Raw genomic sequence first — 24024 nt, 5'->3', positions numbered from 1 at the left:
AGTATTTGTGGCAAGATGAAAGCCGCTTTCAATGATCCTTAAATACTCGATGCGCCGCACCCGCCGCGGGCCGCAACGTCGCGGCTTGCAGTGCGGCGCGAATTGCCGTGCAATGGGGCCGCAACAAAGGATTGGCGAAAATGGGTGATCACGAACACGGGCTGTCACGCTGGCTGCATGACCTCTTGCAGGTCGAAGCGGTGGAGGACAATTTCTTTCGTGGCATGGCCACTCCGCAGGGGCGCGGGCGCAGTTTTGGCGGGCAGGTGATCGGGCAGGCGCTGATGGCGGCGATCAAAACCGTGGGTGAAGAGCGCCCGGTGCATTCCCTGCATGCCTATTTCATGCGCCCCGGCGATGCGACCAAACCGGTGCTTTACCGGGTGGAGCGGGACCGCGACGGCCGCAGCTTTGCCACCCGTCGGGTGATCGCGGTGCAGTCTGGCAAACCAATCCTGAACCTAGCGGCCTCGTTTCATGTGAAGGAGGAGGGGCTGTTTCAGCAGTCTGCCATGCCGGATGTGCCAGCGCCGGAAGAGTTGGAAAATGAGGTGCAGCTGGGCGAACGTTTTGCCGATCAGCTGCCTGAGGCCTATCTGGCCTGGCTGCGTTCACCACGTCCGATCGAGTTGCGCCCGGTGGGGCTGCGCCCCCCGTTCACCCGGGAAGCGCAAGGGCCGTTGCAGCACATCTGGATGCGCATTCGTGGGGATCTGGGCGACACGGTGGCGATGCATCGCGCGGCGCTGTCCTATGTGTCGGATTTTGGCCTTCTGGGCACATCCGTTCTGCCCTGGGCCAAAGCGTTCATTGATCCGGATATGCAATTTGCCAGTCTGGATCATGCGGTCTGGTTCCATGATGATTTCCGCATGGATGAGTGGCAGCTTTATTCGATGGACAGTCCCTGGACGGGTGGCGCACGCGGATTTAACCGGGGGCAGATCTTCAGCCGGGATGGGCGTCTGGTGGCCAGCACCGCGCAAGAAGGTCTGGTGCGGGAAGTAAAACCGCGCGACTAGGCCGCTAGTCGTGGAAGCTGTCGCGGCGGTAATAGTCGCGCAGGGTCTGGCCCGGCTTGGGTTTGAACTTGCCCGCTTCGATCAGGTTTTCAATACGGTCCAGCCGGAACATCCGGAAGTCCTGGCGCAATTCGCACCAGCAGACCATGGTCCAGACCTTGCCCCAGAACCACAGACCCAAGGGGCGCACCCGCCGTTCAGAGGGGCGCTGGTCTTCATCGGCGTACTGCATGTCCAGCAAGATGTGATCATTGGCGGCCCGTTCGACCTGATCAATGCGGGCGCGCAGCACGTGATCGGTTTCCTGCCCGTTGATGGCATGGACCCGCACCGCTTCTGAGCGGGCACGGGCGGTTTCGGGCAGCACAGCGTTGATCTTGATCAGCGCTTCCTCGGCGGCGGCGGCCATGCGGGCGCCGCCAAAGGCGCGGATCAGCCGCGCCCCTGCCACCAGCGAAACAATTTCATCCGAGGTGAACATCAGCGGCGGCAGGTCATAACCGTCGCGCATCAGGTAGCCGACGCCCGCCTCGCCCTCAATTGGTACGCCCGAGCCGACCAAGTCGGCCACGTCGCGGTAGATTGTCCGCGGCGTGACCTCCAGTTTTTCAGCCAGTTGTGCAGCCGTCACCAACCGCCCGCCGCGCAAATATTGCACGATCTGGAACAGGCGGTCGGCGCGGCGCATCAGGCAGTGACCTCAAACAGGCCGATGGAGTTGCCATCCAGATCCTGCGCATAGTGGAACCGGCCCACCGGCAGCGGCACAGGGCCGCCGATCAGGGTGCCGCCGGCCTCGGTCACCCGTTTGGTGGCGTCTTCCAGCGTGTCAGGAATTTGCAAATGCACGGTTGGGCCTTGGCCTTCGGCAGCGGGTTTGCCGGGGTAGAGGTGGCCGCCGGTGCCGTTCATGTCGTTGTTGAAAAAGGAAATCGGATTCGGGCCGCTGGTGTCCAAAGTCATCTCATAGTCGAAAACCTTGGCATAAAAGGCCATCGCTTTTTCCATGTCGCTGACGGGGATCTCGGCCCAGACTAGGATCTGGCGGGGGGTATCGGATGCAGTCATATCAATCGCTCCTTCATGAATGATGGAGGCTCTATGACACAGCCCTCCTGACAGCATACTGTCAGGAGCATGTCAGGTCTGGTCGGAAAATTTCAAGGGGGCTAGCCCAATTCTGCCGAGGGGATGATTGGGAAGAATTGCCCCGAGGACCAAAGGCCAAACCAATCCTCACCTTCGTGGGGTTCATGGCTGCCAATATCCACCAGTCGATAGAAACTTTTGCGGTCAATTAGCGCTTCCAGATTGGCACGGACCAGAACATAGGGCGAGGGTTCGCCCGTTTCGGGATCGCGGATCACGCGGATCGGCATCTCAGCACTGGCGGTGGTTTCGTCGCCCAGATTGGTGGCAAAAGTCAGTGTTTGATCACGGCCTTCGCCTGAGACGGTGAAGTCTACTGCCACAAAAGGCGCATCATCCACCGTGATGCCGACCTTTTCCACCGGCGTCACCAAGAAGTACTTGTCGCCATCCTTGCGCAGAATGGTGGAAAACAGCCGCACCAATTCAGGCCGCCCAATCGGGGTGCCGAGGTAGAACCAGGTGCCGTCTCGTGCAATCCGCATATCCAGATCACCGCAGAAATCGGGATTCCACAGGTGCACAGGGGGCAGACCCTTGCCTTTGCTGGCCGCTTTTGCCGCTTTGGCGATGCCATCTGCCGAAGGGATCACACGCATTTGTTCGCTCATTGCTTTTGCCATTTGATTTTGCCGCGATAGAGTTAAATCAAAGATAGTGCCGAGAGGAGTGTTTGACCATGAGTGATGCAGCCGACCTGGTGGTCGAAATCGAAGCGGTAGAGGCAAAGCTGGCAGAGGCCAAGCAATCCATCACCCGTCGCTTCATCGGACAGGAACAGGTTGTCGACCTGACGCTTTCGGCCTTGCTGTGTGGCGGTCATGCGCTGCTGATAGGTCTGCCAGGTTTGGGCAAAACGCGGTTGGTGGACACGCTCAGCACGGTGATGGGCCTCAACGGCAACCGCATCCAGTTCACCCCGGACCTGATGCCTGCGGACATTCTGGGATCGGAGGTGCTGGACACCGACAGCGATGGCAAACGGTCGTTCCGATTCGTGCCGGGGCCGATATTCTGTCAGCTTTTGATGGCGGATGAGATCAACCGCGCCTCGCCGCGGACCCAATCCGCACTGTTGCAGGCGATGCAGGAACGGCATGTCACCGTTGCGGGGGCAGACCGGCCCTTGGACCCACCCTTCCACGTATTGGCAACGCAGAACCCGATTGAACAGGAAGGCACCTATCCCTTACCAGAGGCGCAGCTGGACCGGTTTCTGGTGCAGATCGACGTACATTACCCCGACCGCGCGACCGAACGCGACATTTTGATGGCCACCACCGGTCTGGAAGAGGACACGGCGCATGAGGTCTTTACCGCTGCTGAGTTGATCCGCGCGCAGGCTCTGCTGCGGCAGATGCCGGTGGGCGACAGCGTGGTAGAGGCGATTCTGGATCTGGTCCGTGCCTTCCGCCCCGAAGATGACACGGCAGACGCGCGGGTGCGTGAAACCGTGGCTTGGGGGCCGGGTCCACGCGCGGCGCAGGCCCTAATGATGACGGTGCGGGCGCGGGCGATGTTGCAGGGGCGGCTTGCCCCCTCGGTCGAGGATGTGGCTGCGATGGCGCTGCCGGTGCTCAGCCACAGGATGGCGCTGAACTTTGCCGCCCGAGCGCGGGGCGACAGTCTGGCCGATCTGATTGCCACCACCGTCCAGCGCACCACCCGCGTTGAGGTGGCTGCGTGACACCTTCACTCACCCTCCGGGCTCGGGCTGAAGAACAGGCGGCCACGTTGCCGCCATTGCTGGCGCGGGCAGAACAGCTGGCCGGTACGGTGCTTCTGGGGGAACACGGCCGCCGACGGGCGGGCTTGGGCGATGATTTCTGGCAATACCGTCCGGTGCAGGCCGGTGACAGCCGCCGCATGATTGACTGGCGCCGCTCGGCGCGCGGGGATGCGCAGTTTGTGCGGGAACGGGAATGGCAGATTGCGCAAAGTGTGATGCTGTGGGTCGATCAATCGGCCTCGATGCGTTTTACTTCTGGCAAGGATTTACCACAAAAGGCCGACCGCGCCCGCCTGATTGCTTTGGCGGCGGCCATCTTGATGATCCGCGGCGGCGAACGTGTTGGTTTGACCGGCACGCTGTTGCCGCCCAGACGCGGCAACAATCAGATCCTGCGGCTGGCCGAGTTTTTCAGCACCGATGCGGCAGAAGATTATGGCGTTCCCGAAGCCAAAGCGATGCTGCCTCAAGCGCGGGCGCTGTTTGTGTCGGATTTCATGGGCGACCTAACCCCACTGAAGCAGGCCATGACCAAAGCAGCGGATCGTGGCGTGCGCGGCGTGCTGTTACAGGTGCTGGACCCCAGTGAAGAAGCGTTCCCTTTTCAGGGCCGCACGATATTTGAAAGCATGGGCGGCACGCTGTCGCATGAAACCTTGAAGGCAGGGGAATTGCGGGACCGTTACCTGACCCGGCTCGCCACCCGCAAAGATGAACTGGCTCAACTGTGCCGCGCAACGGGCTGGCAATATCATTTGCACCACAGCAACGAAACGGCACAAGCCGCGCTGCTCTGGCTGTGGCAGGCCATCAATCGGGGGACCGGTTGATGGGAGCATTGGCGCAAATCGGCTTTGCCACACCGTGGTTGCTTTGGGCCCTGGCGGTGCTGCCGGTCCTGTGGTTCCTGCTGCGCGCCGTGCCACCCGCACCGATCCGGCGGCGTTTTCCCGGTGTGATCCTGCTATTGGGGCTCAGTGACGATGACACGGTGACGGACAAAACGCCGTGGTGGCTGATCCTCTTGAGGATGCTGGCCGCGGCGGCGGTGATTGTCGGGCTTGCCGGTCCCGTGCTCAACCCCGATCCGGTGGAACGGTCCGAGGAAGGTCCGGTGCTGATAGTGCTGGATGCCAGCTGGGCCGGTGCGGGAGAATGGCCGCGCCGGATGGAACTGGCCGAACAACTGTTGGCCGAGGCAGGGCGTCAGGGCCGCACCGCAGCGCTGTTGTCGCTGAGTGATCCGCGCCCGTTGCTGTTCCAGCCCGCAGATGTGTTGAAAACACAATTGGAGGGTGTGGTCCCTCACCCCTGGGCACCGAACGCTGAAACTCTGTCCCGCAGCCGCGCCATTATTGATGCGCTGGAGGCGGTTGAAACCCTTTGGTTTTCAGATGGCCTGTCCTATGACGGGCAGGCGGATGTCTTGGTCGCGCTTGAAGCCAAGGGGCAAGTTACCGTGTTCGAAAGTGGCGCTGCCGCCCTTGCGCTCTTCCCGCCCCAGTTTGACGACGGAGAGATTGTGATTTCGTCCATACGCAGCCGGTTGGGGTTGTCTGCAGAACACCTGGTGCGCGCACATGGGCGCGATCCGGCAGGGATTGAACGGGTCTTGGCCACGGTTCCGCTGCGCTTTGCAGCCGATGAAGAGACCGCTGAGGTGCGCCTGTCGCTGCCTGCCGAACTGCGCGCGCGGGTCAGCCGGTTTGATCTGCAATCCACCCGCAGCGCCGGAACCGTGGTGCAAAGCGACGACAGCCTGCGCCGGCGAGAGGTGGCGCTGATCACCGGGCGTGAGGACCGTGAAGGCCTCGAGCTGCTGTCGCCACTGCACTATCTGCATCAGGCGCTGGCGCCTTCTGCGGATCTGCTGGATGGCGCGATCGAAGATGTGATTCCTGCCAATCCAGACGTCATCATCCTTGCCGATGTCGCCGAGATGACACCGAGTGAAGAATCCGAGCTGATCACATGGGTAGAGGCGGGCGGTCTGTTGCTGCGCTTTGCCGGTCCCCGGCTGGCGGCCAGTGACATCTCCCGCAGCGAAGAACATCCACTGATGCCGGTCCGGTTGCGCTCTGGCGGGCGCACCGTAGGTGGTGCCATGAGCTGGGGCCAGCCGAAAACCCTTGCCCCGTTCAAAGACAGCAGCCCGTTTTATGGCCTGCCTGTGCCCGAAGAGGTGGCCATATCCGCACAGGTCATGGCGCAGCCTGATCCCAGCCTGTCAGAGCGGGTGATTGCGGAGCTGAGTGATGGCACCCCTTTGGTGACCCGCAAACAGTTGGGGCAGGGACAGGTGGTGCTGGTGCATGTCTCAGCCAATGCCGAATGGTCCTCGCTGCCTTTGTCAGGGCTGTTTGTGCGGATGCTGGACCGGCTGGCGGTGTCTTCGGTCAACGGCCAGCCGGATGCGGCGGATCTGGCCGGCACAATCTGGCAGCCGCAGAAGGTGCTGGACGGGTTTGGCCGGGTGCGCGACGCAGGCAACCTGCCGGGTGTCGCAGGCGAAGATCTGGTGGCCGCCCCGCTGGGGCCGCAGCTGCATCCGGGGCTGTATCAGGGACCAACCCGCAGTCTGGCCCGCAACGTGATGCAGGAAAGCGATGTTCTGATGGCGGCGGAATGGCCGGCTTCGGTGCAGGTCGAAGGACTGGAACGGGCCGAGCCGATGCCGCTGGCTGGGTATCTTTTGGGGTTTGCACTGGTGTTGTTGCTGCTGGATGTGATTGCAGCCCTTGCGCTGTCCGGTCGGCTGAACCTGCGCCTAGCCATGCTGGTTCTGCTGGTGTTGCCATTGGCGTTTCCGCAGCAAAGTCGCGCCGACGATGCCTTTGCCTTACGCGCGACGGCGGAACTTTCACTGGCCTATGTGCGCACCGGCAATGCCACTGTTGACAGTCTTTCCGAAGCGGGCCTTCGAGGGCTCAGTGAAACACTGTTCTTCCGCACCTCGGTAGAGCCTGCTGCCCCCACCGGTGTGGATCTGGAACGGGATGAACTGGCGCTGTTCCCCTTTCTTTACTGGCCCATCACCGAGGATCAGCCGATCCCGACGGTAGAGGCCTATGCGCGGCTGAACCGTTACCTGCGTTCTGGCGGTATGATCCTGTTTGACACCCGTGATGCCGACATGGCGGGGTTTGGCACTTCCAGCCCCAACGGGCGCAAGCTGCGGCGTCTGGCCGAGCCGCTGGACATTCCCGCATTGGAGCCGCTGCCGGTGGATCACGTGCTGACCCGCACCTTCTACCTGTTGCAGGACTTTCCGGGCCGCCACACCGGGCGTGATATCTGGGTAGAAGCGGCACCTGCTGACGCTGAACGGGTGGAGGGCATGCCGTTTCGAAACCTCAACGATGGGGTAACGCCGGTGGTGATTGGAGGCAATGATTGGGCGGCGGCCTGGGCGATGGACACCCGGGGCAATGTGCTGGTGCCAATCGGACGCGGCTTTTCCGGCGAACGTCAACGCGAGCTGGCGTACCGCTTTGGCGTCAACCTGATCATGCATGTGCTGACGGGCAATTATAAATCGGATCAGGTCCATGTGCCTGCGCTGCTGGACAGGTTGGGCCAATGAGTTCTGAGATCACCTTTGACCCTCTTTTGCCCTTAGCGATGCTCGCGGCACTTGGCCTTGTGGTTCTGCTGGCGGCTGTGCTGGCCTATTGGCGCGGGTTGTCCGGTTGGGCGCTGCGAATGCTGGCGGGGCTTGTTGTCATCGCAGCCCTTGCTGGCCCTTCCCTCAGGCAGGAACAACGGGCGGCGCTGTCGGATATTGTGCTGATGCTGGTGGATCAGTCTTCCAGTCAAGGATTGAGCGACCGTCCCGCCCAAACGGCCGCAGCGGCGGAAACGTTGGAGGCCACGTTGATGGCGCGCCCCAACACCGAGGTGCGCCGGATTGAGGTGAAAGACGGCTCCGACAACAGCGGCACCTTGCTGTTGAGCGCCCTCAATGACGCCCTTGCCGAAGAGCCGAGCGCCCGTATCGCCGGTGTTTTTGCCCTTAGTGACGGGCGGGTGCATGATCTGGACCGGTTGCCGGACCTGCCAGCCCCCATGCATCTGATCCAGAGCGGCCAGCCCAGCGATTGGGACCGGCGCTTGATTGTCGAACATGCCCCGGCTTTTGCAATACTCGGCGAACCTGTGGTGCTGTCGCTGCGGGTCGAGGATCAGGGCAATCCGCCAACTATCGGCGGTTTGGTTGAGCTGTCTCTGTCCATCGATGGGGACGAGCCTTTTGTGGCTGCGGTGCCTTTGGGGGAGACCTTTGAGCTGCCGATCACCCTGCAACACGGCGGGCGCAATGTGATCCAATTTGCGGTGCCTGAAGCGGCGGGGGAACTGACCAACCGAAACAATGCCGCGATTGTGCAGATCAACGGCGTGCGTGATCGGCTGCGGGTGTTGCTGGTCAGCGGCGAACCTCATCCCGGCGGCCGCACCTGGCGCAATCTGTTGAAGTCCGACAGCTCCGTGGATCTGGTGCATTTTACCATTCTGCGCCCCCCTGAAAAACAAGACGGCGTGCCCGTGGCTGAGCTGTCCCTGATCGCCTTCCCAACGCGCGAGCTATTTCTGGAGAAGATCGATGACTTCGATCTGATTATCTTTGACCGCTACAAACGGCGCGGCATCCTGCCGTCGATCTATCTGGAAAACGTGCGGCGCTACGTGGCCGATGGGGGGGCGGTGCTGGTGGCTGCGGGGCCTGACTTTGCCAGCGCAGACTCGCTCTATCGCTCGCCTTTGGGCACCATCCTGCCGGGCCGCCCCACCGCGCGGGTCATTGACGAAGGCTACCCACCTGCGGTTACAGATTTGGGACAACGGCATCCGGTCACCGCGGGGCTGCAAGCGCCCGATGGTCCGGATTGGGGCCGTTGGTTGCGGCAGGTGGAGCTGACATCGGAAAGCGGTGATGTGGTGATGTCGGGGGTGGAGGAGGCCCCGCTGCTTATCCTTGATCGGGTGGGCGACGGGCGGATTGCGTTGCTGGCTTCGGATCAGGCCTGGCTGTGGGATCGCGGTTTTGAAGGCGGCGGACCGCAGGCCGAACTGCTGCGGCGACTGGCGCATTGGATGATGAAAGAACCCGAGCTGGAGGAGGAGACCCTCACCGCCTCCGCGGTTGGTCAGGAAATGCGTATCCTGCGCCGCACCTTGGGTGAAGAGGTTGGGCCGTTGACGGTTGTCACCCCGTCAGGCGAAGAGGTGACTCTAGAGTTGGAACAAACCGCTCCAGGTGCCTTGGAGGCGATTTATCAGGGGCCGGAAATTGGGCTCTACCGTCTGCGCGAGGGCGAGGTGGAGGCCGTGATAGGTCTTGGCCCTGCTGCCCCGCGCGAGTTTGAACAGACAATTGCCTCTGCCAATCCCCTGACGCCGGTGATTGCGCAGATGCGTGGGGGTGTCTGGCCGATGGTCGATGGCACGCCGGACATTCGTGATGTACGTGCTGGTCGTCCGGCCTCGGGGCGGGGGTGGCTGGGGATCACCCCGCGCAATGCGGCAGAAACCACGGCCGTCACACGGCTGCCGCTGTTGCCACCCTGGTTGGTGATGTTGGCTGTTTTGGGCCTGATGCTGGCCGCATGGCTGCGTGAGGGGCGACGCTAACGTGGGCCTAGTCCTTTGGGGCTAATAGCCCAGCTGCACTGCAACTTTCTCTGAATGCCAGCCGTCAGAGGAACAACGGGCGCGGATATAGACGACGCTGGTGCCATCCGGCACCATCACGGAACGCAAAGAGCGGGTGAAGGGCTGTTCCTCCACATGAGGGTGCATCAGCTTGCGCAGGCCCAGACGTTTGCCATTGGCGTCCAAAATCTCCCAGCCGTCAGCATAATGGTCCCAGCCGGTATCGCCGTGGCGCAGGGTCACATCGATGCGCCAGCCCATGCCGGAACGTTCGGCGCTGACGTTTACAATTTCAGGCGGATCCGCAAAGGCAACGGCCGTGCCCAGCATCACAGCGGCAATGGCACCAAGGAAAGGGAGGAAGTGTCGTGTCATGCGGGGCATCATAGCAGCGTGCGGATCAAACAGCGGTCACGAAGGCGTGTGGCCCAGACCATCGGTCATGGCCATCAGCGCCTCGCGCGAGCGGGAGGCAAAATCGCGCCGCCACAACACGCCGAAGGTGATGCAGGTGGCAATCAGCAGCCCAATCGGCCCGATCATCCAGACGGTGCTGGCGAGGGCAAAATAGATTGAACGCAGGCCCTGATTGTAGCTGCGCGCCCCGGTGATGTTGATCTCGGCCGCTTTCATGGCGCGGGGCACGGACACGGGATCGTCCACCTCATTGGGCACCGCGCCCATCAGCACCGCGCAGTAGCCAAACAGACGGTGCGACCAGACAAATTTCAGGAAAGCATTGGTCAGGAAAAACAACACCACCAGCAGCTTTGCCTCGAAAACAAACTTGGGATCGGTGCTGATCGACAGGTCTTTGGCGACGCCCACCAGCTGTTCTGCATTGCCAATCGCGGCCAGTGCGGCCCCGATGGCCAACATTGCGGCAGAAGCAAAAAAGGAGGTGCCCTGCCGCAGAGTCGACAGCGTTTGCGCGTCAAAAATCCGCGGTTGCCGTGTCACCATCTGCCGCATCCATTCGCGCCGATAGTCCGCCATCAAGACAGAGACGGAGGGCCGATTTTTGGGCGGGTGCTGGATCATCCAGCCTATCAGCATCCAAGCGGCGAACAGCAGGCCAAGCGCGGCCAGATCCAGCCAGTCAAACAGGTGGGCGATTTGCGACAGGGTCATCTGCTTGGCCCGTTCAGAACGGTTTCACAACCACCACCCACAGGATGGCGATGGCGCCGAAGACGCTGACTTCGTTGAAGATACGCAGGAACAGCTCGCTTTCACGGAAGATACCTTTGCGGGCGGCAATCACCAGTTTGCCGGTCCAGACATAGTGCAGCGCCAGTGCCGCAACCAGTGACAGTTTGAGCCAGACCCAGGCGGGAAAATCCAGATCCCAGCCCAGCCAAAGGCCGGTCGCCAGCGCGATCACCGCAAGTCCCGCTGAGAAGCGGTAGAGCCGCACGGTAAGGTCCCCAAGTGGGCCAAACTCACCCAGCCGGTTGTATTCGCGTTTCCAGTAAATCAGGGCACGCGGCACCGCAAAGATGCTTGTCATCCAGCCCATGACGCAGAGGATATGTATGATTTTCACCCAGTCCATGCGCCCCTAATGCCTGTTTTCGCGGCCCCTGCACAAGTGTCGCGGGGCCACAGGTTGGAAAACATTTGCTCTGACGAAAATTTTGGTTATATATCTTTACCAATTCCAGGGAGGTGCTCATGGAAATGCCAAAGCCTGACCCAGAAGTGCTGGCTCTGAAGCCGGTATTGGTCAAAAAACTACAAGAGGTTCTGCCGCAGGATGCGGTGATCCATGAAGAGGCCGAGACCCGCGCCTATGAGTGTGACGCGCTGACCGCCTACCGGTGTCCACCGCTGGCAGCCGTGTTGCCCCGCAATACCGAAGAGGTCGCGGCGGTTCTGAAGATCTGCCACGACATGAATGTGCCGGTGGTGCCGCGTGGGGCGGGGACCTCGCTGGCGGGGGGATCCTTACCAACGGCGGATTCGGTGATCCTGGGCGTGGCGCGGATGAATGACGTGCTGGAAACCGATTACGACAACCGGTTCATCCGGGTGCAGACCGGCCGCACCAACCTCAGCGTTTCCGGCGCGGTGGAGGAGGAGGATTTCTTCTACGCGCCCGATCCCTCGTCGCAGCTGGCCTGCGCAATTTCGGGCAATATCGCAATGAACTCGGGCGGGGCGCATTGCTTGAAATACGGCGTGACCACCAACAACCTGTTGGGGGTTACAATGGTGCTGATGGATGGCACCGTGGTGGAAATCGGCGGTGCCCATCTGGACAGTGGCGGGCTGGATCTGTTGGGGGTGATTTGCGGATCCGAAGGACAGCTGGGGGTGGTGACCGAAGCGACGCTACGCATTCTGCGCAAACCCGAAGGGGCGCGGCCTGTGCTGATGGGTTTTGACAGCAATGAGGTGGCGGGCCAGTGCGTCAGCGACATCATCAAGGCCGGCGTGTTGCCGGTGGCGATCGAGTTCATGGACCGCCCCTGTATCCGTGCCACCGAAGCCTTTGCCGGGGCAGGCTACCCGGATTGTGAGGCACTGCTGATCGTTGAGGTCGAAGGCAGCGACGGGGAAATTACCGAACAGCTGGACAAGATCCTGGCCATTGCCCGTTCGCACAATCCGGTGGAGCTGCGCGAAAGCACCAGCGCTGATGAAAGCGCCCGCATCTGGCTCGGCCGGAAATCGGCCTTCGGGGCGATGGGACAGATCAACGATTACATGTGTCTTGATGGCACAATCCCGGTCAACCAGCTGCCCTATGTGCTGCGCCGTGTTGGCGAGATGAGCAAGGAGTATGGCTTGGGGGTCGGCAATGTATTCCATGCGGGCGACGGCAATATGCACCCGCTGATCCTGTTCGACGCCAACAAACCGGGGGATCTGGAAAAATGCGAAGCCTTTGGTGCCGATATCCTGAAGCTCTGTGTCGAGGTTGGCGGGTGCTTGACTGGGGAACATGGCGTGGGCATCGAAAAGCGGGACCTGATGGTCGACCAGTTTGAGCCTCAGGACATGGAGGCGCAGATGGCGGTGAAGGATGTGTTTGACCCGAAGTGGCTGCTCAACCCCGCCAAGGTCTTCCCGCTGGCGACCAGTGAAACCCGACGCGTTGCCGCGGAGTGATATTGTTTTCCGGTCGCAGGGGCGCTGCCCCTCTGCGGTCATCTGGCGATGACCTCATTCACCCCGGAGTAGATTAGGCAAGATGAAATGATGAGACCTGAGACAGAGGCCGAACTGGCCGAAATCCTCAAGGACACCGCCGCGCCGCTGTCCATTCGAGGCGGCAATACGCGCGGCATGGCGCCAGCGGGCGACGTGTTGGAAACCAGCGGATTGGCGGGGGTAGAGCTTTATGAGCCCGGCGCCTTGACGTTGGTGGTGAAGGCGGGCACGCCGGTGGCAGAGGTGGAGGCGATGCTGGCGGCCGAAGGCCAGCGCTTGCCGTATGAACCAATGGATCACCGCGCTTTGTTGGGCACCAAAGGGGTGCCGACGATGGGGGGGGTGGTGGCCGCCAACATCTCTGGCCCGCGCCGAGTGCAGGCGGGGGCCTGTCGGGATTATCTGTTGGGCGTGCGCTTCGTCGATGGCAACGGTGTTGCGTTGAAGAATGGCGGTCGGGTGATGAAGAACGTCACCGGCTATGATCTGGTCAAGCTGATGGCGGGGTCTTATGGCACCTTGGGTGTGCTGACAGAGGTGAGCTTCAAGGTGTTGCCGCAGCCTGAGGCCGCGGCCTGTGTGCTGATCGAAGGCCTGTCGGATGAGGTGGCGGTGCAGGCAATGTCGGCGGCGCTGGGATCGCCGTTTGATGTGACGGGTGCGGCCCATGCACCTGTGGGCGTTGACGGCGCGCCAGTGACGATGATCCGTGTTGAAGGCTTTGAAGGCTCTGTTGCTTATCGGGCGGAGCAGCTGAAAGGGCTCTTGGGGGGCTTTGGTGACTTGAGCGTGGAGACCGCGCCGCAGCGTCTGGCTGCGGGCTGGAAGTGGATACGCGATGTGGAGGCCTTTGCCGGTCAGGAGGGCGATGTTTGGCGGATATCGGTGAAACCGTCGGATGGACCCAAGGTGACAGCGGCGCTGGACGCCAAAGCTGTAATTTATGATTGGGGTGGCGGGCTGGTCTGGGCCTTGATGCCTGCGGGGCGCGATATTCGGCCAGCGCTGTCTGGGATTGGGGGGCATGCCACCTTGGTGCGCGCCTCCTCTGAGACCAAGGCGCGGGTGGCGATGTTGCAGCCGGAACCGGCCCCCGTGGCGGCGCTGAGCCGGGGCATTCGGCAGAAATACGATCCGCGCGGGATTCTGAACGCAGGGCTGATGGGGTAAGATATGCAGACCACTTTTACCAAAGAACAGCTGCAGGACCCCGGCATCCAGCGGGCCAATGAAATTCTGCGCGCCTGTGTGCATTGCGGCTTTTGCACTGCCACGTGTCCGACCTATCAGGTTTTGGGCGATGAACTGGATAGCCCGCGCGGGCGGATCTATCAGATCAAAGATATGCTGGAAAACGAGCGGGTGCCGGATGAGAAGACGGTGAAACACGTGGATCGTTGCCTCAGCTGTCTGGCCTGCATGACCACCTGCCCCTCGGGCGTGCATTACATGCATCTGGTGGATCATGCGCGGGAATATATTGAGAACAACTATAAGCGCCCGTTCACCGACCGCGCGTTGCGTTGGGTGCTGGCGCAGGTCCTGCCTTATCCCATGCGCTTCCGTATGGCGCTGCTGGGGGCCAAGATCGGGCGACCCTTTGCCCGACTTATGCCGGATGCGCGGTTGCGCGCGATGTTGGAAATGGCGCCGAAGATGATCCCACCGGTCAGCCGCAATGATGATCCGCAGACGTTTGCCGCTGAACAGCCGCGCAAGATGCGGGTGGCCTTGATGACGGGTTGCGCCCAGAAAGCGCTCAACACCGATATCAACGATGCCACCATCCGCCTGTTGAAACGTATGGGCTGTGACGTGGTGATTGCTGAGGGTGCGGGCTGTTGTGGCGCGTTGACCCACCACATGGGCAAAACCGCAGACAGCCATGCAACGGCGGCAAAGAACATCCGCGCCTGGGTCGCGGAGATGGATGGCGAAGGCCTGGACGCCATTGTCATCAACACCTCGGGGTGCGGCACCACGGTGAAGGACTACGGCCATATGTTCCGCAATGATCCTTTGGCCGCCGAAGCCAAACGGGTGTCGGATATTGCGATAGATGTCTCTGAGGTATTGATGAAGCTGGACCTGCCGGAGGGTGAAAACAAAGGCATGACCATTGCTTATCACGCCGCCTGTTCGCTGCAGCATGGGCAGAAAATCAAAACCTATCCCAAAGACTTGCTGAAAAAGGCAGGCTTCACGGTGGTGGAACCTGCCGACAGTCACCTGTGTTGTGGTTCAGCGGGCACTTACAATCTGATGCAGCCGGAAATCTCGGGCCAGCTAAAACAGCGCAAAGTGCGGACGTTGGAGGCAAGGAACCCTGACGTCATTGCTGCGGGAAATATTGGCTGCATGATGCAGATCGGATCCGCCACTGAGGTGCCGATTGTGCACACGGTGGAACTGCTGGACTGGGCCAATGGGGGCCCCAAACCCCCGGCCCTGTCTGACGGGGCGGAGAAGCGCCACACCGGCGTGCCAATCCTGCGTTGATCCGACCGGCGGCGGCCGAAATGGGGCGGGATCCCGCCCTATTTTCGCCTCAAGCGATGGCTATGGACGAGAGCAGAGAAAGGAATCCCTATGCTGCGTTTCGTTGTCTTTACGTTTGGTCTGTTGCTGGCCGCTTCTTTTGCCTCCGCGCCCGCAATGGCGCAGGACAGCGGGCTCAAGCGGCTCGACACCGGCGAAGACAGCAAAGGCTGGGAGGCCGTGGGCCGTCTGGATTTGGCAGGCAAAGGGTTTTGCACCGGGGCGTTGATCGCCCCCGATCTGGTTTTGACCGCAGCACATTGTCTGTTTGACCGTCGGGACGGCACGCAGATTGAACCAACCTCAATCGAGTTTCAGGCGGGTATGCGCAATGGCCGCGCCGAGGCCTACCGCCAGGTGCGCCGCGCGGTGATGCACCCGTCTTATCGGTTTGACGGGCCGGTGACGGCGGGCCGTGTGCGCAATGATCTGGCAATCCTGCAACTGGCGCACCCCATTCGAAACGGATCAATCGAACCCTTTGCGGTGATGCGCGATGCCGGTGCTGGCGACCGTGTTGGTGTTGTTTCTTACGCCCACGACCGGGCAGAGGCGCCCTCGGTGCAGGAAATCTGCTCGGTTATGGGGCGGCAGCAGGGGGTTTTTGTCATGTCCTGCGATGTGGATTTCGGCTCGTCCGGGGCGCCGGTCTTTACCATGGCGGGCGGTGTGCCGCGCATTGTCAGTGTGATTTCCGCCAAGGCCGAGGCCGAGGGCGAAAAAGTTGCGCTGGGCAGCCAGCTGGATGCTTCTGTTGATCTCCTGCGCACCCAATTGAAATCCGGTGTTGGCGTGATCCGCCCGACCGTGACTCGTGGCAACACGGCACCGCAGAAAAATCGCGCAAATATCGGTGCCAAATTTGTTTCTGTAGACGGGGGTTGAAACCCCCAAATTACCTCCCCACATCTGATGCATCAGGGCGCCGCTAACGGGTCCTGAACCACCGCCTGTCCAGTTGGAAGGCATCACATATTGGTTTCGCTCAGATGGAGGGTACCCCCAATGCGTAGTTTTGATTTTGCACCGCTTTACCGTGCTTCTGTAGGTTTCGACCAGATCGCTGACATGATGGATCGCGTTTTTACCAATGACGCGCCGCAGCCCAGCTACCCCCCTTACAACATCGAAAAAACCGATGAGAACGCTTATCGCATCTCGATTGCTGTTGCCGGTTTTTCCGAAGCCGACCTGACCGTTGAGGTCAAGGAAAACGCGCTGATCATCGCCGCCCGTAAAGGTGAAAAAGAAGATGGTGAACGCCAGTACCTGCATCGCGGTATCGCCACCCGCGCCTTTGAACGCCGCTTTACGCTGGCGGATCATGTCCGTGTGACCGGCGCCACCCATGCCGATGGTCTGCTGCACATCGAGCTGGCCCGTGAAGTGCCCGAAGCGCTGAAACCGCGCCGGATTGCCATCTCGACCGGTAAAGCCGTGGAAAAGGATGTGCTGGATGCACAGGCGGTGAACTAATCCCTCCGACCTCCTCCCCCCCACGTTCCCCGTCGGCTGGCCCCTGTGGCCACCGGGCAGAGCAATAGCTCTGCCCGTTTTTGGTTGCTGAACAGTGGGGCTAGCCCACCTGCAGGATCACCGGCCCCTTGCGCCGTCGGCTTTCGACCAAACGGTAAGCTTCCTGAATGTCCTCCAGCGGCAGGTTATGACCAACCACGGGCCGCAACACGCCTTCTTTGATCATCTCCAGCAGCACTTCCAGATCTGCTTTCTTGTCGCCATTGACGCCGATCACAAGCCGTGGCCCGCCGCGCAGTTTTTGCAGGATCAATTGTCCGATTTCAGCGCAGCCAAAATTCAGTGCCACAAAGCGGCCATTCGGCTTCAGAAGTTTGCGGCCTTCGGTGTAGGGCAGGAACCCGGCGGGATCGAGGATCACGTCATAGTCACGCCCCGCCGCGCTGAGCTGTTGGCGGGTGTAGTCGATCACCCGGTCCGCCCCAAGATCGCGCAGTTTATCCAGTTTGCCGGTGCTGGCCACTGCGGTGACATTGGCGCCCAGGGCCTTGGCCACCTGTACGGCATAGAGCCCCACCCCACCTGAGGCGCCAGGGATCAGCACATCTTCTCCTGGGCACAGCTGGGCAAAGTCGCGCAGGAACACCAGCGCAGACAGGCCGCCAAATGGCAGCGCGGCGGCTTCCGCGTCGCTGAGGCTGTCGGGGATTTTGGCAATGCAGCCCCCGGCCTTCACCGTCACAAATTCCGCATGGGTGCCGTGACCGGCAAAGCCAAAGACACGATCGCCCGGTGCAAACTCTGTCACGCCGGACCCGCAGGCCACGACACGGCCTGCAAATTCCCCCCCCAGCACTTGCTGACGGGGGCGGAATAGGCCGAACATCAAACGTCCCAGCAACCAGAACCCTCCCGGAAACGCCGAGGCCCGCAGCCGCCAGTCGGCCGTGGTGACCGAGCTGGCCGCAATCTCGACCAGCACTTCGCCTTTGCGGGCTTTGGGGCGGGGCAGGTTGGCAGGTTGGACATTTTCGGCGGGGCCGTAACGGCGGTAGGTCATGGCGCGCATTGTTCAGATCTCCTGTCTCTGGCGGCGGTCTCCTTGATTGCGCTGACGCTAGTTCCATGCGTCAGCGGTGAGAATTGGCAAAATTCGGCTGGGTATCATGCAAAAACGTATGATGGCCCCGTTGGTAAAAATGCAAAAGGGCGCCCATTCCGGGGCGCCCTTTGCCTCATGTTGTGTCGCCGTTACGAGGCGTCTTGGCTGATTTGCCCGATTGAGAAGAACAGGGTTTCGCCCGAATGGTCATCCACCCCGTCGTTGTCGGTGGAGACGATGGCCTCACCGCTCGGCAGGATTGCCAGACCTTCAACCTTGTCCTGCACATAGCCGTTCAGCTGTTTCAGGTCGGGCAGCAGATCGCGCACCTCCTCTTTGCTGACCACAGGCAGATCACCACCCAGCGGGGCCGGCACCATGTCGGCGGCAGGGATGCGGTAGATTTTCTTGGTCACCGCATTGGCGCCGATCTGGTTGTCGCGTTCGATCACATAGACGTAGTCACTATGCGCCACGATTTCCGACAGGCCCACCCAGCCTTTGGCAGGCGCGGCCTTGGGGTAGTGGACGGCACCCCATTCCTTGGTCTTGGTGTTATAGGCAACCAGTTTCACATGGTCCTTGGGATCATCTTTCCATTCACGCTGAACCGCCATCCACAGCGTGTCACCAATCTTGGTGATGCCTTCAAAGCCGAAGCGTTTTTCAACAGCCATCAACTCAGCCGAGAGGCCAAATTCCTGCTTGTGGCTTTTGATCAGGCCTTTGCTGTCAACATGGTAGATCGCGTGCGGGATGGCGCGGTCGGTGCGGCCTTCAGAGGCCAGCCAGAAGCCACCTTTGCCGTCCAGAGTGATGCCTTCCAGATCCAGTTTCTGCGCAGGCTGACCGTTGGCGCGATGCACACGGATCACATCGATGATGCGCGCGGGCGTCTGGCTGGGATCAATTTTGAAGATCGACGGCTGGAAACCATAGAAGCTGTCGTTCACGGCGTAGATCATGCCGTCATTGTCCGCGACCATGCCAGAAATCGCGCCCCAGCCGATCAGCTCGTCCGTGCCTTCGGAGGTCAGCATCGGATATTGCGCGGGCGCGTCCTGATATTCGTAGATCATGACATGGCTGCGCGGGCCTTTGTCTTCGATCAGGTCTTTTTCATTGGCCGAGATCAGCAGGTTGCGCGCCGGGATCGCGACATAGCCTTCCGGACCCACACCGGAGGGCAGGATCTGGGTCAGCTCAGGCGCGGCCGGATTAGTTACGTCATAGACCCCAACGGCAGAACCGCGTTCGGATCCAACAAAGACCATCGGCGTGCCGCCGAAAGTGGCGGTTTCGATCGACTCGGGCTCAACACCTTTGCTGTCCGAACGTTTGTCAGGATAGTGGCCGATCTGAACCAGCGCATGTTCAAAGCTGACACCGCTTTCGTAAACAACGCTGCCGTCCTTGTGGAACAGGGTCCAGCCACGCGAACCGCCGTCCATGTCGCCTTCGTTGGCGGTGGCGAAGTGGTTGTCATCCAGCCATTTCACGGCGTCGGGCTCGCGCACCACCTGCGCCTGCGTATCGGTGAAAAGAAGCACGCCGCGCTCGTCTTTGGTGTCGATGCCGTCCAGATCCACAGCGCCGGCGGAGAAGTGGTTCAGAATGCTGCCGTCTTTGGCCACAACCACCATGTGGTTGTTTTCCTGCAGCGACACAACAACCTCACCTGCGGCGTTGATGTCGACAAACTCCGGTTCAGGGTCGTGGCCGTCCACCGCCGCCAGACCAGTCAGATCAACCGCTTGCACAGTGCCACAATCGGCAGTGCCATCTTTGATCTGCACCAGCGTCAGGAAACCGGCGGGCAGCTGACCGGTGCGGCCGTCACCCAGATCTTCGTCCCGTTCATTTTCGATCGCGATGGCGGCGAAGCTGCCGTCCTTGGCAACGGCAACGCTGTCGGGCTGGCCACCCAGATCACAGCGTGCCAGTTCCGCCTTGGTTGTCAGATCGATGACCGACAGGTGGCCCGACGGCGCGGTGTAGCTTTCCGAGGTGTTCACGCCCACAAAGGCGGTCTGACCGATGATCGCGACCGATGTCGGCTCGCCATCCAGGGCGATATTGCCCAGCGGCTGTGGGTTTGCGGGGTCGGTGATGTCGATCAGGCCCAGCACACCCAGCGGGCTGTCGGTATAGGCCAGCGTCATGCCGTCGGCGGTGGCGGCGATGATCTCGGCCGAGGTTTCGCGGCTGCGGTCTTCGCTTGCGGCCATGTTCAACGGGGTCGCAAATGAGGCGATGCGGTTGAAGTTCTGTTCAGCGCTGGCCGCTGCCGCAGTCAGGGCGATCGCGGAGGTCAGGCAGATTGTGCGAAAGGTCATGGGGCTCTCCCTTGTCATGTCTGCGGCTGGCTTTGCCCGCGCTGCGTGACAGGGCGGTAACGGTTTGATGAAGCATTTCAGACTGATCACGATTTATGTCAGCTATATTGACTTACCTCGGGTCGCCGCGCAGGGTCCAACCCCATGGAGGCAGCCTTATGAAGATCGATTCGTTCTTTGCGACCCGTAATTCGCGCATGAAAGCGTCGGAAATCCGCGAGCTTTTGAAACTTCTGGATCAACCGGGCATAATTTCCTTTGCCGGCGGGATCCCGGATCCGGCCCTGTTCCCGGCCGAAAAATTCCGTGCAGCGATGGACACGGTGTTGTCGGACGGGCAGCATGCGCTGTCGCTGCAATACTCAACTTCCGAAGGTTACCCACCCCTGCGCGACTGGATTGCGCAGCGTATGACGCAGCTCGGCGTGCCCTGTACGGCTGACAACATCCTGATCACCTCGGGGTCGCAACAGGCCCTGGATTATCTCGGCAAGCTGCTTTTGTCGCCGGGGGATACGGCGCTGGTGGGCTGGCCGACCTACCTTGGGGCCTTAGGGGCGTTTAATGCTTATGAGCCGCGTTTTGACCGGCTGGACCCGATGGGCAATCGCGCCGCGACCGAGGTGCGCGCAGAGGCAGAAGCGGCTGGGGGCCGGGTGAAGTTCAGCTACCTGTCACCGGATTTTGCAAACCCCACAGGGATCACGCTGACCCTCGAAGAGCGGCGCAAGGTGCTGGCGCAGGCCGCGGCATTGGACTGTGCGGTGATCGAAGATGCCGCCTATCAGTCGCTGCGCTATGAAGGGGAGGACATCCCGCCAATCCTGGCGCTGGAACTAGCTGAGAAGGGCGATCTGGACCAGTGCCGGACGATTTACTGCGGCTCTTTTTCCAAAACTCTGTCGCCGGGGCTGCGCATCGGCTGGGTCTGTGCGGCGCGGTCGGTGATTGATCAGATGGTGCTGTTGAAACAGGCGGGTGATCTGCATACGGCGACGCTCAATCAGATGGCCGTGGCCCATGTCTCGGCGGATGGGTTTGAGGCGCACACCCAGCGGCTCTGTGCCCATTACAAGGCGCGGCGGGACCGCATGCTGGCGGCTTTGGCACGTCACATGCCAAACGGCGTTGACTGGACCCACCCTGAAGGCGGCATGTTTGTCTGGATGACCCTGCCTGCGGGGATGGATGGCGCTGATCTGTTGGCGGCGGCGCTGCGGGATGAAAAGGTGGCCTTTGTGCCTGGCGGGGCGTTTTACCCGGATGAGGACGGGCGCAATACGCTGCGCCTCAACTTCTCCAGCCCGGATCAAGCGCAGATCGATGAAGGCATTGCCCGGCTGGGACGGGCGATTACAGCGGTAATGGCTTAAGCCCACAAAAAAACGGCCCCAAAATGGGGCCGTTTCCATTCCATACTGATCTGTCTGTTTAGATCGACAGGCAGACGTATTTCATCTCCATATAGTCTTCCATGCCGTGGTGGCTGCCTTCGCGGCCCAGACCGGATTGTTTGACGCCGCCGAAAGGCGCCATCTCGGTGGAAATGATGCCGGTGTTCACGCCAACGATGCCGTATTCCAGCGCCTCGGCCACCTTGTACACGCGGCTCAGGTCTTTGGCGTAGAAATAGCTGGCCAGGCCAAAGATCGTGTCATTGGCCAGTTCGATCACCTCATCTTCGTCCTTGAAGCGGAACAGCGGTGCCAGCGGGCCAAAGGTTTCATCCGTTGCAAACTGCATGTCCTTGGTGGCCCCGGTCACGATGGTCGGTGGCAGGAAGTGGCCCGCGCCCTGCAGCGGCTCGCCGCCGCCCAGAATGACCTCAGCCCCTTTGGCAGTGGCGTCAGCAACGTGTTCCTGCACCTTCAGGATTGCCTTGTCGTTGATCAGCGGCCCCAGTTCGGTGCCAGCGTCCAGACCATCGCCAACCTTCATCTTCTCGACAGCGGCTTTCAGCTTGGCCGCAAAGGCATCATAGACACCGTCCTGCACGTAGATCCGGTTGGCGCAGACACAGGTTTGGCCGTTGTTGCGGAACTTACACATGATGGCACCGGCCACAGCTTCGTCGAGATCGGCGTCATCAAAGACGACGAAAGGCGCGTTGCCGCCCAGTTCCATCGAACATTTCATCACCTGATCGGCGGCCTGCCGCATCAGGATACGGCCCACATTGGTGGAGCCGGTGAAGGTAAGCTTGCGCACAATCGGGTTTTCGCAGAATTCCTGTCCGGTGCCGGGGGCATCCGTGGTGGGCAGGATCGACAGCACCCCTTTCGGCAGTCCGGCGCGGTCAGCAAGCACCCCAAGCGCCAGCGCCGAAAGCGGTGTCAGCTCGGACGGGCGGGCAACAAAGGCACAGCCGGCTGCCAGTGCAGGGCCTGCCTTGCGGGTGATCATCGCATTGGGGAAGTTCCACGGCGTGATTGAGGCGGCAACGCCGATGGGTTGTTTCATCACCATGATGCGCTTGTCGCGCTGGTGGCCGGGGATGGTCTCGCCGTAGACCCGCTTGGCCTCCTCTGCGAAAAACTCAATGAAAGAGGCGCCATAGGCGATCTCCCCTTTGGCCTCAGTCAGCGGTTTGCCCTGTTCAGCGGTCAGGATGGTGCCCAGATCGTCCTGATGTTCCATCATCAGATCAAACCAACGACGCAGCACCTGGGCGCGTTCCTTGCCGGTCCAGCTGGCCCACTCTTTCTGTGCGACTTCGGCCTTGGCGATGGCCTCAGCCACCTGGGCACGGCTGGGATCGGCCACTTCGGCGATCACATCGCCGCGGGCCGGGTTGGTCACCGGGTAAGTTGCGCCCGTGTCACTGTCGACCCATTCGCCCGCAACATAGGCCTGCGTGGCCAAGAGGCTGGGATCCTTCAACAGCGATTTCAGATCAGTGGCTTTGTCCAGCATGTAAGACCCTCCCGGAAAATACGGTACGCCCCAATGGGCGTTGATTAGTTCTGGCACAGGCAGATCATCTGGCGCTAGGATTGTCCAGAAAAAGTGATCAAATTCAGGAATGGCACATTCCAAGGGAGAGAGAATGGAACTGGACGACGCCTACGCCAATGGGGCCTATATCGACGGGGCCGAAGAGTTCCCGCCACGCTGGGCCCGCGCCGCTGCCGGGTTTCGCGAAGGGATGCTGGAGGCCGGACTGGCCGAGTTGGACGTGCCTTACGGCGAAGGGGCACGGCACTGCTTTGACCTGTTCAAACCGGAAGGCACCGCCAAGGGGCTCTTGGTTTTTGTGCACGGTGGCTACTGGCTGGCGTTCAACAAATCCAGCTGGTCCCATTGTGCCCAAGGCGCGGTTGAGGCGGGCTGGGCGGTGGCAATGCCGTCCTATGATCTGGCGCCCGAGGTCTCGATTGCCGAGATTACCCATCAGATTGCCCGGATGATCCCTGAAGCGGCCGCAATGGTGGCGGGGCCGATCCATCTGGCGGGCCATTCGGCCGGCGGGCATCTGGTGGCCCGGATGGTGGTGCCTGGTCTGCTGCCCGACGCTGTGGCCAAACGGGTCAAACGGGTGATGCCGATTTCCCCTGTGGCGGATCTGCGGCCGCTGCTGAAAACCTCAATGAACGAAAAGTTCAAGATGGACGAAAGCGATGCCCGCGCCGAAAGCCCGGTTCTGCAGCAGCCACTGGACGGGGTGGAGGTCATCGCCTGGGTTGGCGGTGAGGAACGCCCGGTCTTTATCGAACAGGCCGCAGCCCTTGGCGAGGCCTGGGAATGTGACTGCGTGATTGATCCGGGCAAACACCATTTCGATGTCATTGACGGCTTGCAGGACCGCGACGGCCGGATGATTTCACGGCTTTTGGGTTAACCGCTTAAAATCAGAAACCCCGCAGCAGT

21 protein-coding genes are annotated in these 24024 nt (G+C 61.2%); 12 read left to right on the top strand and 9 right to left on the bottom strand.

What is annotated here, in order from left to right; all coding sequences use genetic code 11:
- Positions 1-140: 140 nt before the first annotated feature.
- Positions 141-1022, top strand: a complete 882-nt coding sequence (locus tag SIC14_RS04240) for an acyl-CoA thioesterase (protein ID WP_412564587.1) — start codon at positions 141-143, stop codon at positions 1020-1022.
- 4 nt (positions 1023-1026) lie between these two features.
- Here the strand turns inward: SIC14_RS04240 and SIC14_RS04235 are convergent, their stop codons facing one another.
- The 3 genes from SIC14_RS04235 to SIC14_RS04225 all read right to left on the bottom strand — a co-directional run bounded on the left by SIC14_RS04235 (position 1027) and on the right by SIC14_RS04225 (position 2782).
- Positions 1027-1710 (bottom strand): helix-turn-helix transcriptional regulator, encoded by a 684-nt coding sequence (locus tag SIC14_RS04235; protein ID WP_412564586.1) that lies wholly within the window; start codon positions 1708-1710, stop codon positions 1027-1029.
- Positions 1710-2090 (bottom strand): VOC family protein, encoded by a 381-nt coding sequence (locus SIC14_RS04230; protein WP_412564585.1) that lies wholly within the window; start codon positions 2088-2090, stop codon positions 1710-1712. Before SIC14_RS04230 ends, SIC14_RS04235 begins: the two co-directional genes overlap by 1 nt.
- 101 nt (positions 2091-2191) lie before the next feature.
- Entirely contained in the window at positions 2192-2782 is a 591-nt protein-coding gene (locus SIC14_RS04225) for a DUF1285 domain-containing protein (RefSeq protein ID WP_412564584.1), read from the bottom strand.
- A 68-nt stretch (positions 2783-2850) separates the two neighbouring features.
- Here SIC14_RS04225 and SIC14_RS04220 point away from each other — a divergent pair, with 68 nt between their 5' ends.
- Genes SIC14_RS04220 through SIC14_RS04205 form a run of 4 tightly spaced genes read left to right on the top strand, consistent with a single transcriptional unit; the run spans position 2851 to position 9528 of the window.
- Positions 2851-3858 carry an AAA family ATPase gene (locus SIC14_RS04220; RefSeq protein WP_412564583.1) on the top strand — a complete coding sequence of 336 codons (1008 nt, stop codon included), beginning with the start codon at positions 2851-2853 and terminating at the stop codon, positions 3856-3858.
- Positions 3855-4730, top strand: a complete 876-nt coding sequence (locus SIC14_RS04215) for a DUF58 domain-containing protein (protein ID WP_412564582.1) — start codon at positions 3855-3857, stop codon at positions 4728-4730. The genes SIC14_RS04220 and SIC14_RS04215 overlap by 4 nt, the downstream gene beginning before the upstream one ends.
- Entirely contained in the window at positions 4730-7483 is a 2754-nt protein-coding gene (locus SIC14_RS04210; protein ID WP_412564581.1) for a DUF4159 domain-containing protein, read from the top strand. The genes SIC14_RS04215 and SIC14_RS04210 overlap by 1 nt, the downstream gene beginning before the upstream one ends.
- Positions 7480-9528 (top strand): hypothetical protein, encoded by a 2049-nt coding sequence (locus tag SIC14_RS04205; RefSeq protein ID WP_412564580.1) that lies wholly within the window; start codon positions 7480-7482, stop codon positions 9526-9528. Before SIC14_RS04210 ends, SIC14_RS04205 begins: the two co-directional genes overlap by 4 nt.
- A 21-nt stretch (positions 9529-9549) precedes the next feature.
- Here SIC14_RS04205 and SIC14_RS04200 read toward each other — a convergent pair whose 3' ends face one another.
- The 3 genes from SIC14_RS04200 to SIC14_RS04190 are packed head-to-tail and all read right to left on the bottom strand — an operon-like array spanning position 9550 to position 11104.
- Entirely contained in the window at positions 9550-9924 is a 375-nt protein-coding gene (locus SIC14_RS04200; protein WP_412564579.1) for a hypothetical protein, read from the bottom strand.
- A gap of 36 nt (positions 9925-9960) precedes the next feature.
- On the bottom strand, positions 9961-10680 hold the full coding sequence (locus SIC14_RS04195; protein ID WP_412564578.1) for a DUF599 domain-containing protein: 720 nt from the start codon (positions 10678-10680) through the stop codon (positions 9961-9963).
- 13 nt (positions 10681-10693) lie between these two features.
- Entirely contained in the window at positions 10694-11104 is a 411-nt protein-coding gene (locus SIC14_RS04190) for a CopD family protein (protein WP_412564577.1), read from the bottom strand.
- A 119-nt stretch (positions 11105-11223) separates the two neighbouring features.
- On the opposite strand from SIC14_RS04190, the gene SIC14_RS04185 reads away from it, so the two are divergent.
- From SIC14_RS04185 to SIC14_RS04165, 5 genes are all read left to right on the top strand, one after another.
- Positions 11224-12663 (top strand): FAD-linked oxidase C-terminal domain-containing protein, encoded by a 1440-nt coding sequence (locus SIC14_RS04185; protein ID WP_412564576.1) that lies wholly within the window; start codon positions 11224-11226, stop codon positions 12661-12663.
- A 90-nt stretch (positions 12664-12753) separates the two neighbouring features.
- Positions 12754-13875: an FAD-binding protein gene (locus SIC14_RS04180; RefSeq protein ID WP_412564575.1), complete on the top strand. Its 1122-nt coding sequence runs from the start codon at positions 12754-12756 to the stop codon at positions 13873-13875.
- Positions 13876-13878: 3 nt separating this feature from the next.
- Complete coding sequence (glcF, locus tag SIC14_RS04175; protein WP_412564574.1) at positions 13879-15204, top strand: glycolate oxidase subunit GlcF; 1326 nt, start codon at positions 13879-13881, stop codon at positions 15202-15204.
- Positions 15205-15294: 90 nt separating this feature from the next.
- Positions 15295-16128, top strand: a complete 834-nt coding sequence (locus SIC14_RS04170) for a trypsin-like serine peptidase (RefSeq protein WP_412564573.1) — start codon at positions 15295-15297, stop codon at positions 16126-16128.
- 120 nt (positions 16129-16248) lie between these two features.
- Positions 16249-16719 (top strand): Hsp20 family protein, encoded by a 471-nt coding sequence (locus SIC14_RS04165; protein WP_412564572.1) that lies wholly within the window; start codon positions 16249-16251, stop codon positions 16717-16719.
- A gap of 100 nt (positions 16720-16819) precedes the next feature.
- On the opposite strand, the gene SIC14_RS04160 is transcribed toward SIC14_RS04165, so the two are convergent.
- Together SIC14_RS04160 and SIC14_RS04155 are read right to left on the bottom strand one after the other, a co-directional pair.
- Positions 16820-17788: an NAD(P)-dependent alcohol dehydrogenase gene (locus tag SIC14_RS04160; protein ID WP_412564571.1), complete on the bottom strand. Its 969-nt coding sequence runs from the start codon at positions 17786-17788 to the stop codon at positions 16820-16822.
- A 182-nt stretch (positions 17789-17970) separates the two neighbouring features.
- Positions 17971-20157, bottom strand: coding sequence for an esterase-like activity of phytase family protein (locus SIC14_RS04155; RefSeq protein ID WP_412564570.1), 2187 nt, complete (start codon positions 20155-20157; stop codon positions 17971-17973).
- Between the two features lie 158 nt (positions 20158-20315).
- On the opposite strand from SIC14_RS04155, the gene SIC14_RS04150 reads away from it, so the two are divergent.
- A complete protein-coding gene (locus tag SIC14_RS04150) occupies positions 20316-21530 on the top strand; it encodes a PLP-dependent aminotransferase family protein (RefSeq protein WP_412564569.1) in 1215 nt (404 codons plus the stop codon).
- Between the two features lie 58 nt (positions 21531-21588).
- Here the strand turns inward: SIC14_RS04150 and SIC14_RS04145 are convergent, their stop codons facing one another.
- Positions 21589-23070 (bottom strand): NAD-dependent succinate-semialdehyde dehydrogenase, encoded by a 1482-nt coding sequence (locus tag SIC14_RS04145; protein WP_412564568.1) that lies wholly within the window; start codon positions 23068-23070, stop codon positions 21589-21591.
- 133 nt (positions 23071-23203) lie between these two features.
- On the opposite strand from SIC14_RS04145, the gene SIC14_RS04140 reads away from it, so the two are divergent.
- Positions 23204-23995, top strand: coding sequence for an alpha/beta hydrolase (locus SIC14_RS04140; protein ID WP_412564567.1), 792 nt, complete (start codon positions 23204-23206; stop codon positions 23993-23995).
- The last annotated feature ends 29 nt before the right edge of the window (positions 23996-24024 follow it).

Origin of the sequence: Thalassobius sp. MITS945101, from assembly GCF_047123305.1 — a bacterium.
In the GTDB taxonomy this organism is placed as follows: domain Bacteria; phylum Pseudomonadota; class Alphaproteobacteria; order Rhodobacterales; family Rhodobacteraceae; genus Thalassobius.
Note: the sequence above shows the minus strand (reverse complement) of the source record. Positions and strands in the feature narration are given on the sequence as shown.

What these genes read in the sequence shown, in the direction of transcription:
- SIC14_RS04240 (WP_412564587.1), top strand. Translation starts at nt 141, where the DNA reads ATGGGTGATCACGAACACGGGCTGTCACGCTGGCTGCATGACCTCTTG.
- SIC14_RS04235 (WP_412564586.1), bottom strand. Translation starts at nt 1,710, where the DNA reads ATGCGCCGCGCCGACCGCCTGTTCCAGATCGTGCAATATTTGCGCGGC.
- SIC14_RS04230 (WP_412564585.1), bottom strand. Translation starts at nt 2,090, where the DNA reads ATGACTGCATCCGATACCCCCCGCCAGATCCTAGTCTGGGCCGAGATC.
- SIC14_RS04225 (WP_412564584.1), bottom strand. Translation starts at nt 2,782, where the DNA reads ATGAGCGAACAAATGCGTGTGATCCCTTCGGCAGATGGCATCGCCAAA.
- SIC14_RS04220 (WP_412564583.1), top strand. Translation starts at nt 2,851, where the DNA reads ATGAGTGATGCAGCCGACCTGGTGGTCGAAATCGAAGCGGTAGAGGCA.
- SIC14_RS04210 (WP_412564581.1), top strand. Translation starts at nt 4,730, where the DNA reads ATGGGAGCATTGGCGCAAATCGGCTTTGCCACACCGTGGTTGCTTTGG.
- SIC14_RS04205 (WP_412564580.1), top strand. Translation starts at nt 7,480, where the DNA reads ATGAGTTCTGAGATCACCTTTGACCCTCTTTTGCCCTTAGCGATGCTC.
- SIC14_RS04200 (WP_412564579.1), bottom strand. Translation starts at nt 9,924, where the DNA reads ATGACACGACACTTCCTCCCTTTCCTTGGTGCCATTGCCGCTGTGATG.
- SIC14_RS04195 (WP_412564578.1), bottom strand. Translation starts at nt 10,680, where the DNA reads ATGACCCTGTCGCAAATCGCCCACCTGTTTGACTGGCTGGATCTGGCC.
- SIC14_RS04190 (WP_412564577.1), bottom strand. Translation starts at nt 11,104, where the DNA reads ATGGACTGGGTGAAAATCATACATATCCTCTGCGTCATGGGCTGGATG.
- SIC14_RS04185 (WP_412564576.1), top strand. Translation starts at nt 11,224, where the DNA reads ATGGAAATGCCAAAGCCTGACCCAGAAGTGCTGGCTCTGAAGCCGGTA.
- SIC14_RS04180 (WP_412564575.1), top strand. Translation starts at nt 12,754, where the DNA reads ATGAGACCTGAGACAGAGGCCGAACTGGCCGAAATCCTCAAGGACACC.
- glcF (WP_412564574.1), top strand. Translation starts at nt 13,879, where the DNA reads ATGCAGACCACTTTTACCAAAGAACAGCTGCAGGACCCCGGCATCCAG.
- SIC14_RS04170 (WP_412564573.1), top strand. Translation starts at nt 15,295, where the DNA reads ATGCTGCGTTTCGTTGTCTTTACGTTTGGTCTGTTGCTGGCCGCTTCT.
- SIC14_RS04165 (WP_412564572.1), top strand. Translation starts at nt 16,249, where the DNA reads ATGCGTAGTTTTGATTTTGCACCGCTTTACCGTGCTTCTGTAGGTTTC.
- SIC14_RS04160 (WP_412564571.1), bottom strand. Translation starts at nt 17,788, where the DNA reads ATGCGCGCCATGACCTACCGCCGTTACGGCCCCGCCGAAAATGTCCAA.
- SIC14_RS04155 (WP_412564570.1), bottom strand. Translation starts at nt 20,157, where the DNA reads ATGACCTTTCGCACAATCTGCCTGACCTCCGCGATCGCCCTGACTGCG.
- SIC14_RS04150 (WP_412564569.1), top strand. Translation starts at nt 20,316, where the DNA reads ATGAAGATCGATTCGTTCTTTGCGACCCGTAATTCGCGCATGAAAGCG.
- SIC14_RS04145 (WP_412564568.1), bottom strand. Translation starts at nt 23,070, where the DNA reads ATGCTGGACAAAGCCACTGATCTGAAATCGCTGTTGAAGGATCCCAGC.
- SIC14_RS04140 (WP_412564567.1), top strand. Translation starts at nt 23,204, where the DNA reads ATGGAACTGGACGACGCCTACGCCAATGGGGCCTATATCGACGGGGCC.